Genomic DNA, 8,745 nt, shown 5'->3' with positions numbered 1-8,745 from the left:
CCCGAACCCCATCCTTATCTAACGACGTGCAATATCACCCTCACGGGCTGCACGCTGTACTGCACCAGCAACTACACTCGATACTCGTTCGTCGAAGACTGAGGGTATAATGTGTTCTTTGTCAAGGTCGGACGGTTTGATTAAAGAGGCGATCGCGCTTGCTGCTTCAAGGCACATTGCTGTGGTGATGGTGGCTGCACGACAATCTAAAGCACCGCGAAAGACTCCAGGAAATGCCAGTACGTTGTTGATTTGATTGGGGTAGTCGCTGCGTCCAGTAGCAATGACGGCAACGTCGTCTTTAACTAATTCTGGCTGAACTTCTGGAACAGGATTGGCCATTGCAAATACTATTGCATCTTTTGCCATTGTTTTGACCATTTCTGGTGTTAAGACTCCTGGAGCGCTGACACCGATAAATACATCTGCACCTTTTACCGCATCAACGAGTTTTCCCTGGGTTTTGACGGCGAATTCTCGCTTTTCTTGGTTCAAGTCATTGCGGTTGATCGAAACAATACCTTTGGAGTCACACATCCAAATTTGTTTTGCATGGGAAGAGCGAAGTAACTTGGCGATCGCCACTCCAGCAGCTCCGGCACCGTTGATTACAATGCGGATTTGCTCTATGGGTTTTTGCACTAGCTTCAGAGCGTTGAATAATGCAGCTAAGGTAACGATTGCTGTACCGTGTTGGTCATCGTGAAACACTGGAATATCTAATTCTTCCCTTAATCTAGCTTCAATTTCAAAGCAACGAGGTGCGGCAATATCTTCTAAATTTACACCTCCAAATACCGGGGCAATATTTTTTACTACACTGACAATTTCATCTGTATCCTGTGTTGCCAGACAGATGGGGAAAGCATCGATACCGGCAAACTCTTTAAATAACATTGCTTTGCCTTCCATGACTGGTAAAGCAGCTTCCGGTCCCAAATTACCCAACCCCAAAACCGCGCTACCATCAGTAACAATCGCTACGATATTTTGTTTAATTGTTAAGTTGTAAACTTCCTCTGGATTTTGAGCAATAGCACTGCAAATCCTTCCCACACCGGGAGTGTAAGCCATTGCTAAATCGGATATACTCTTAAGTTGAATTCTACTGGCAATACTAATTTTACCGCCGCGATGTAAATCGAAGGTGCGGTCATAGACATTTATCACCTTGATCACCGGCAGCGCTTTTACTGCTTGGATAATATTGTCCGCGTGTTCTGTACTTGCAGCATCAACAGTGATATCACGAATTGATACTTGTCTACTTTGTTCAATCAAATCAATTTGACCGAGATTTCCGCCGCTCGCTGCGATCGCGTTAGTAACGCTAGCAAACATCCCGATTCGATTGGGAATTTCTAAACGTAGGGTCAAACTAAAACTAGAATTGGGTGTAAGGTCTGCCATTGTAATCGGTAGATGAGGAAATATTAACTTAGCTTATAACAATTGATATATCAATCTAACCCAGAGCGCACCATCCATACCAAAATGCCTAATAACTGTTCCACTGGGGGAATTAAGTATTCTGTCAAATCAATGGTTATGGTAGTATTTTCTAATTTTAAAAAACTCCATAAATTTCCACTGGTAACGCTTCCATATACAGTTGAAATAGATTTATTATTCTCCGCATTAAATTTCTGCGCTGCAATCATGGAAGCAATACACTGCCCTAAACCACCTTTAAGATTTTCTTTCTTCGCTTCTATGATTACTATTGCTGGAGCTTCAATAAATAATTGTTCCGGAGAAAGACTGATGAGAAAATCACAAAAGCCAGTTAATCCCAAAGTTGCATCAACGTTGAATTCTTCACCAGAAAAAAAGCTGATTTCCCGATTTAGAAGCTTTCGTAATTCAAATAAAATTGGACTAATAATCAATTCGGAACGCGCTTTCTCAGAACCCATTGCAACTGCTAGAGGAATACTTTCTTCCAAGAATTCCGCCAAATAAGAAGTTGGTAAAACAGGTTCAATTTCTGGAAGAAAACGTTTGCCTTCTACCAATGTTAAATTGAACTTTTGCTTTACTTTAGAAATACTGAAATCTCTGTAAGACATTACTCCCATCCCGCTAAACAGATTACCTTTCACCCGTAGGGTGCGGTTCATCTCTTTTTACCTCTTTCCTCTGCGCTCTCTGCGTCTCTGCGGTTTTTTTTCCGTAATCTTCTGCCGGGAAGGGAGTAAAAAAATAGAAAAAGAGATGAAGGTGGTTTGAAAAGGTTATATTATGATTTTTTCTTTTTCCCTTTCCCCTGACGATGAGTTGCTGCTTTTGTTAATAAAGATTCGGCGAAAGCTACAGCATCGGAAGCTGATTTTCCACCTGCTAACTGTGCTAACTCATCCCGTCTTTGATCTAAGTTATCCAAAGCTGTAATTCTGACTACGGTGCGTTCTTCACTATGTCCGTTGTCTTCTTTACTACCTTTAATTTGATTAACTACTTGCTTATTAACGTGAAAATGCCTGTCTGCCATTGCTGCTACTAAGGGTTGGTGAGTAACACACAAAACTTGAAACTGCAAACTTAATTGATGCAACTTTTCGGCGATCGCTTGTGCAACTCTTCCGGAAACACCGACATCGATTTCGTCAAATACCATAGTTCCTGGGCTATCTGAAGCTGAAAAACTAGCTTTCAACGCTAGTAAAAAGCGGCTCATTTCACCACCAGAAGCAGTTTCTGATAGCGGTTGTAGCGGCTCTCCGGGATTGGGACTAAATAAAAAGCCGATTTTATCGCTGCCGTTGGCAGTGGGGGCAATGGGTGCTACCTCAACCTTAAATTGCACTTTGTCCATTGCTAAGGGTTTAAGTTCCCTAATAATTTCCGCTTCTAATAAAGCAGCTGTAGCGCTACGCAATTTCGTTAGTACTTGACAATGAGATGTGAGTTCTTCTAAGCGTTCAAGTTCAAGTTTTTCTAAACTTTCAATGGATTTTTCTCCATCGTTAAGTTCCTCTAACTGTGCTTGAATCCGATTGTAATGTTCGATGACTTCAGCAAGTGAAGGACCGTATTTGCGACAAATTTGCTTTAATTCGCGAACTCGTTCTTCGACTTCATCCAATCGTTGCGGATCTGCTTCTAAACCATCTCCATAAGCATTCATTTGTCGAGCTACTTCTGTAACGGCTGTTTGAGCATCCCTAATTAATTCCAACAGCGGTTGCAGTTCTTCAGTATCGAACTCTACCATATTCATCAATGTAGCTTCGCTATCACCGAGCAAATCACAAACGGTGGAATCTCCGCCATCGCTTTGATACAAAGCTTGGTAAACTTTGTAACTCATCTGTTGTAATTCAACTACATGATTGAGACGTTCTTGTTCTTGTAAAAGCTTTTCGAGTTCGTTGGGTTCGTTAAGATTAGCATCTCCCAATTCTTTAGCTTGATAAGTCAGCAAATCAAGTTTTTGTAAGCGTTCCCGTTCGGAAGTGCGACGACGTTCTAACAACGAATGTGCTTCCTGATAACGGTTAAAAGCCCCAGCCACCAAGGAACGTTGCTTCCCTAACCCATCACCGCCATAGGAATCGAGCCAGTTGCGAACCTTTGCTGATTGTCCCACCTCTACAGTTTGTCCTTGGGCGGTAATTTCCACAAGACGTTCTCGCAAACCATTCATTAATTGGCGATTTACCAAAACACCATTGACTCGCGAACGACTGCGGATATTACTAGTATTAGCGGTAATTTCGCGACTGATAACTACTGAATTTTCATCAAGTAAATCAATTTCTTGTTCTGTCAACCAACCAGCCAAAGCAGAATTAGAAGTAAAAGTACCTTCAATCATGGCTCGTTGACTGCCAGTGCGAATCACACGACTAGAGACTTTTCCACCCAAAACAGCATCAATAGCATCCAGAATAATCGATTTCCCAGCGCCGGTTTCACCAGTAAGGACATTTAACCCAGCACCGAATTCCAATTCTAATTTGTCGATTAAAGCAAAATTTTCTATATAAAGGGAGAGCAACATTCAGGCAAATTCTCCGTTAAGGCAGACGCGGGATACTTCTACAGTTGGGATACTATAAATTAAACCTAAACAACCTCAAATAGCTATTATTACTCCCGAACAACTGTACCAAACTTAGTTTAAAAGGTCAAAGGTTAGAGGTCAAAGGTCAAAGGTTAAAAATGATGAATGAGGAGTAGTGTGAATTAAAAATTGCCTCTTATCCGACAACGGTTTTGAACCCTACTTCAAATAATCATACTGACTGATCTTGACACGTAGACACCCTATTAACATTAAACATGAAAAACACCAATTATTTTATTACCTTAGACCTTATACCTTTGACCTTTGACCTTTGACCTTAGACCTTTGACCTTAGACCTTTGACCTTTGACCTTAGACCTTTGACCTTTGACCTAATAGGTTACACTGATGAAAGCGATTGTTACAATACTTAACGTTTTAGCTGTGATGCGCCGGTAAGTAAATGAATATCAAGACAGTTCCTCCTAAATCCACACTTAAAGAGAGTAAATTAGTGCTTGCAGATAAAGTAGATTCTACTATTGTTAAATTACCAGCTTTACAAGCAGACCGAAAGAGTCGGTTATTAGAAGCCACAACCAGCGAACATTTAGGATTGCGCTATAATCCCCTAGGAATCGCAGCGCACTACCGAAAAAGACCTGTACAGGTATGGAAACGTATATTCACGGTTTTAGCTCCCGTAATTAGCTTTGCCTTGGGTTTGTGGTGGGATATCAAACTTGGTAAAAACGTCAAAGCTGATCATCGTCGGGCTGTGCAATTGCGAGTACTGCTGACGAATTTGGGACCGGCATATATTAAAATCGGACAAGCATTGTCTACAAGACCTGATTTAGTTCCTCCGGTTTATTTAGAAGAATTAACTCAACTACAAGATAAATTACCACCTTTTTCCAACGAACTTGCTTATCAGTTTATTGAAGAAGAACTTGGTGCGCCTCCCCAAGATATTTATACCGAACTGACACCAGAACCGATCGCCGCAGCTTCTTTAGGACAAGTTTATAAAGCCAAGTTAAAAACTACAGGTGAACAAGTCGCCGTCAAAGTTCAACGCCCCGACTTACGCGAACGCATAACCATTGATTTGTATATCCTGCGTCGATTATCGGCTTGGGGGCAAAAAGCAATCAAGCAAGTGCGAAGCGATTTAGTAGGTATCCTCGATGAACTAGGAGAGCGGATATTCGAGGAGATGGATTATGTTAACGAGGGAGAAAATGCTGAGCGTTTCTTTCAACTTTACGGTCATTTAAAAGACGTATACGTTCCGAAAATATACTGGGAATATACTAATCGTCGTGTGTTGACGATGGAATGGATTAACGGCATTAAATTAACTCAAGTAGAAGAAATTGCGGCTTTGGGTATAGATGCTCGTTATTTAGTAGAAGTAGGGGTTCAATGTTCCTTACGTCAATTATTAGAACATGGATTTTTCCATGCAGATCCTCACCCCGGTAATTTATTAGCTACTTATGATGGGAAATTGGCTTATCTTGATTTTGGCATGATGAGCGAAGTTCAGCCACAGCAACGTTATGGTTTAATTGAAGCAATTGTTCATGTGGTTAACCGCGATTTTGATGCTTTAGCCCATGATTATGTTAAATTAGACTTCCTTACACCAGATGTTGATTTAACTCCGATTATTCCAGCATTCGCCAATGTTTTCGCTGATGCTCAAGGTGCTTCGGTTGCCGATTTAAATATTAAAACTATCACTGATGATTTATCATCTTTGATGTACGAATATCCCTTCCGCGTACCTCCATATTATGCTTTGATTATTCGTTCTTTGGTGACATTAGAAGGGATTGCAATATATATTGACCCGAATTTTAAAGTTCTCAGCGAAGCATATCCCTACGTTTCCAAACGATTATTAACAGATCCATCACCTGAATTAAGAGCTTCATTAAAAGACTTATTATTTAAAGATGGTCGTTTCCGTTGGAATCGCTTAGAAAACTTGTTAAAAAATGCTCGCAATTCTCAAGATTATAATTCTGGCGAAGCATTGGATCAAGGTTTAGAATTTTTAGCATCAGAACGTGGTGCTTTTATTCGTACTAAGCTAGTAGATGAATTATTTAAAGGATTTGATGCATTAGGAAGAAATTTATTGCACAACCTTACTTATGTATTGCGTGAAAGAGTCGGTGTAACAGCGATTACTGAAACTCCTAGTGCATCTACTGAAGAACAGCAAACCCTAGAACATATCAAGAATATCATCAAAATTCTCCAAGAAGGCGGTAATTTTGATTTATCAAAAGCAATTGAGGGAATTAGCAAAACTATAGTTAATCCAAATGTACAACTTTTAGGACAGCAAATTGTCTCTCAAATCGCCCAAAAAGCAGTAGCAAGAGTGTTAAGGGAATTGTTAGTAGTCGAAGAAGTTGAAGTTACAAAGCAGTTAAGAGCAGGTTAGGAGTTGGGAGTTAGGAGTTGGGAGTTAGGAGTTAGGAGTTAGGAGTTAGGAGTTAGGAGTTGGGAGTTAGGAGTTGGGAGTTGGGAGTTAGGAGTTGCTACACCTCTAACCTTTAACCTTTAACCTTTGACCTTTGACCTTTAACCTTTGACCTCTAACCCTTAACCTGTTCTTCAATTATTGATCGAGACCGAACCATTAAAGTGAAGTTTCCCGAATAATTTGCGTATTATGCCGTTTGCAATAATTGTTTATCCTAAAAGATAGAGCAGTTCAAAAAGCATTCTTTGATTATTTGTATTTGGAATATTTGAATACAAGATTTGAATCAGAAATTAAATTTTATTGCATTTTGAACTGAAATCAAAAAATCTGGTATAGGAAAAATATTATGCAAAATAGTTGGCGAATTGGCTCCTTATTCGGAATTCCCCTATTTTTAGACCCTTTATGGTTCTTAATCTTAGGTTTAGTAACTCTCAACTTTGGAGTATCTTACCAGGAATTAGGAACCATTCAAGGTTGGAGTGCTGGGGCGGTAATGGCAATTTTGTTATTTGGCTCCGTAGTTTTACATGAATTGGGTCATAGCTTGGTAGCACAAAAACAAGGTATTAAAGTTAATTCAATTACTCTATTTTTCTTTGGTGGAATTGCTGCAATCGAAGAAGAATCAAAGACTCCAGGAAAAGCATTTCAAGTGGCGATCGCAGGTCCTTTGGTAAGTATAGGACTGTCTGTTTTGTTAACTTTGATAGCTGCTGCCATACCAGAGACTATTGCGTTACATATGATGTTGGGTGATTTAGCCAGAATTAATTTAGTTTTAGCATTATTTAATTTAATTCCCGGCTTACCTCTCGACGGTGGACAAGTATTAAAAGCAGCACTTTGGAAAGCTACCGGGAACCGTTTTCAAGCAGTACGTTTAGCAGCAAAAGCCGGACAGATTTTAGGTTATGCTGCGATCGCGTTGGGTTTGGTAGTAGATTATTTGACAGGTGAATTAATCACGGGTTTGTGGATTGCTTTGTTGGGTTGGTTTGGTATTCGCAATGCAAAAACTTACGAACGTGTCACGACTCTACAGGAAACCTTGTTAGCAATGGTTGCCAGCGATGCCATGACTAAGGAATTTCGCGTAGTTAATGCTGATAAATCGTTACGTTATTTTGCTGACGAATACTTGCTTGCAAACAATCAATCTCAGGTTTACTTTGCAGATCGAGATGGACGCTATCAAGGAATGGTTTCTATTACTGATTTACAAGTTATAGAAAGAAGTTTATGGGAAACTCAAACCTTACAAACTATAGTACGTCCTTTAGATCAAATTCCCACAGTCAAAGAATCAACGAGTTTAGCTGAAGTTATTATCAAATTAGAAAAGGAGAAATTGCAGCGCGTTACCGTACTTTCACCAGCAGGGGCTGTAGCGGGTTTAATTGACCGAGGAGATATTTTACGGTCATTAGCGCAAAAATTAAATTTACGTATTAGTGATGCTGAGATTAAGAGGGTTAAGGAAGAAGGTAACTATCCCCCTGGCTTGCAGTTGGAAACCATCGCTAAATCTACGAAATAAAGGATGTTCGTTACAACGATATATTTCAATTGGTTCTCGATGCAAATCGGAATCTAGGGAGACGTTGCCGGGCGCAACGTCTCTACATTATTTATCCTATGTTGATCAAATTGTATATAAAGATTTTTAATTCAATATATCAAATTGACAATTCTATAGCTTGTACAAATAATGGTACTGTATGAAATTATGCCAGAAAAATCAGAATTATTTAAATTTATAGACATTATAAACATCATAAATAATGGAAAATCAACATACAATTTTAGTTTGCTCAAGCTGTGCCAGCGTTTGGCAAGATGGAAAGCGTGTAGGTACTAGTGGTGGTGAAAAACTGTTAAAGGAAATTGAAGAACAGCATCAGAATTGGGTGTTGTCAAAACAATTTACCGTGAAATCGGTAGAATGCATGAGTGCTTGCAGTCATTCCTGCACTGTCGCATTTTCCGCACCAGGTAAAATGACATATTTATTTGGCAATTTAAACCATGATTCCGAAGCACTTTCCGAAACATCTGCCGCAGTTTTAGAATGTGCAAATTTATATTATGAAAAAACAGATGGTAAAATGGCTTGGTCGGAACGTCCCCAAGCTTTTAAAAAAAGCGTTTTAGCAAGAATTCCCAGTATTTAAAGGTTAAAGGTCAAAGGTTAAAGGTCAAAGGTTAAAACTAGGGCGTAACTCATAAT

At 39.6% G+C, this 8,745-nt stretch carries 6 protein-coding genes; 3 read left to right on the top strand and 3 right to left on the bottom strand.

The genetic code is table 11. The features are described from left to right. Positions 1 to 18: 18 nt before the first annotated feature. The 3 genes from IQ247_RS30180 to recN all read right to left on the bottom strand — a co-directional run bounded on the left by IQ247_RS30180 (position 19) and on the right by recN (position 4,003). Complete coding sequence (locus IQ247_RS30180; RefSeq protein WP_193925656.1) at positions 19 to 1,410, bottom strand: malic enzyme-like NAD(P)-binding protein; 1,392 nt, start codon at positions 1,408 to 1,410, stop codon at positions 19 to 21. Positions 1,411 to 1,460: 50 nt separating this feature from the next. After that, entirely contained in the window at positions 1,461 to 2,120 is a 660-nt protein-coding gene (locus IQ247_RS30175) for a hypothetical protein (protein ID WP_322745608.1), read from the bottom strand. A gap of 119 nt (positions 2,121 to 2,239) precedes the next feature. After that, a complete protein-coding gene (gene recN, locus IQ247_RS30170) occupies positions 2,240 to 4,003 on the bottom strand; it encodes a DNA repair protein RecN (RefSeq protein ID WP_193925654.1) in 1,764 nt (587 codons plus the stop codon). Between the two features lie 469 nt (positions 4,004 to 4,472). Here recN and IQ247_RS30165 point away from each other — a divergent pair, with 469 nt between their 5' ends. The 3 genes from IQ247_RS30165 (at position 4,473) to IQ247_RS30155 (ending at position 8,689) form a co-directional block, all read left to right on the top strand. Beyond that, positions 4,473 to 6,470: an ABC1 kinase family protein gene (locus IQ247_RS30165; RefSeq protein WP_193925653.1), complete on the top strand. Its 1,998-nt coding sequence runs from the start codon at positions 4,473 to 4,475 to the stop codon at positions 6,468 to 6,470. 391 nt (positions 6,471 to 6,861) lie between these two features. Continuing rightward, complete coding sequence (locus IQ247_RS30160; protein ID WP_193925650.1) at positions 6,862 to 8,055, top strand: site-2 protease family protein; 1,194 nt, start codon at positions 6,862 to 6,864, stop codon at positions 8,053 to 8,055. A gap of 244 nt (positions 8,056 to 8,299) precedes the next feature. Continuing rightward, on the top strand, positions 8,300 to 8,689 hold the full coding sequence (locus IQ247_RS30155) for a DUF1636 domain-containing protein (RefSeq protein WP_193925648.1): 390 nt from the start codon (positions 8,300 to 8,302) through the stop codon (positions 8,687 to 8,689). Positions 8,690 to 8,745 lie beyond the last annotated feature (56 nt).

Origin of the sequence: Plectonema cf. radiosum LEGE 06105 (assembly GCF_015207665.1) — a bacterium.
GTDB lineage: Bacteria > Cyanobacteriota > Cyanobacteriia > Cyanobacteriales > Nostocaceae > Rivularia > Rivularia radiosa_A.
Note: the sequence above shows the minus strand (reverse complement) of the source record. Positions and strands in the feature narration are given on the sequence as shown.

Excerpts from the sequence above, each read along its gene's own strand:
- IQ247_RS30160 (WP_193925650.1), top strand. The coding sequence starts at position 6,862 with ATGCAAAATAGTTGGCGAATTGGCTCCTTATTCGGAATTCCCCTATTT.
- IQ247_RS30175 (WP_322745608.1), bottom strand. The coding sequence starts at position 2,120 with ATGAACCGCACCCTACGGGTGAAAGGTAATCTGTTTAGCGGGATGGGA.
- IQ247_RS30180 (WP_193925656.1), bottom strand. The coding sequence starts at position 1,410 with ATGGCAGACCTTACACCCAATTCTAGTTTTAGTTTGACCCTACGTTTA.
- IQ247_RS30165 (WP_193925653.1), top strand. The coding sequence starts at position 4,473 with ATGAATATCAAGACAGTTCCTCCTAAATCCACACTTAAAGAGAGTAAA.
- IQ247_RS30155 (WP_193925648.1), top strand. The coding sequence starts at position 8,300 with ATGGAAAATCAACATACAATTTTAGTTTGCTCAAGCTGTGCCAGCGTT.
- recN (WP_193925654.1), bottom strand. The coding sequence starts at position 4,003 with ATGTTGCTCTCCCTTTATATAGAAAATTTTGCTTTAATCGACAAATTA.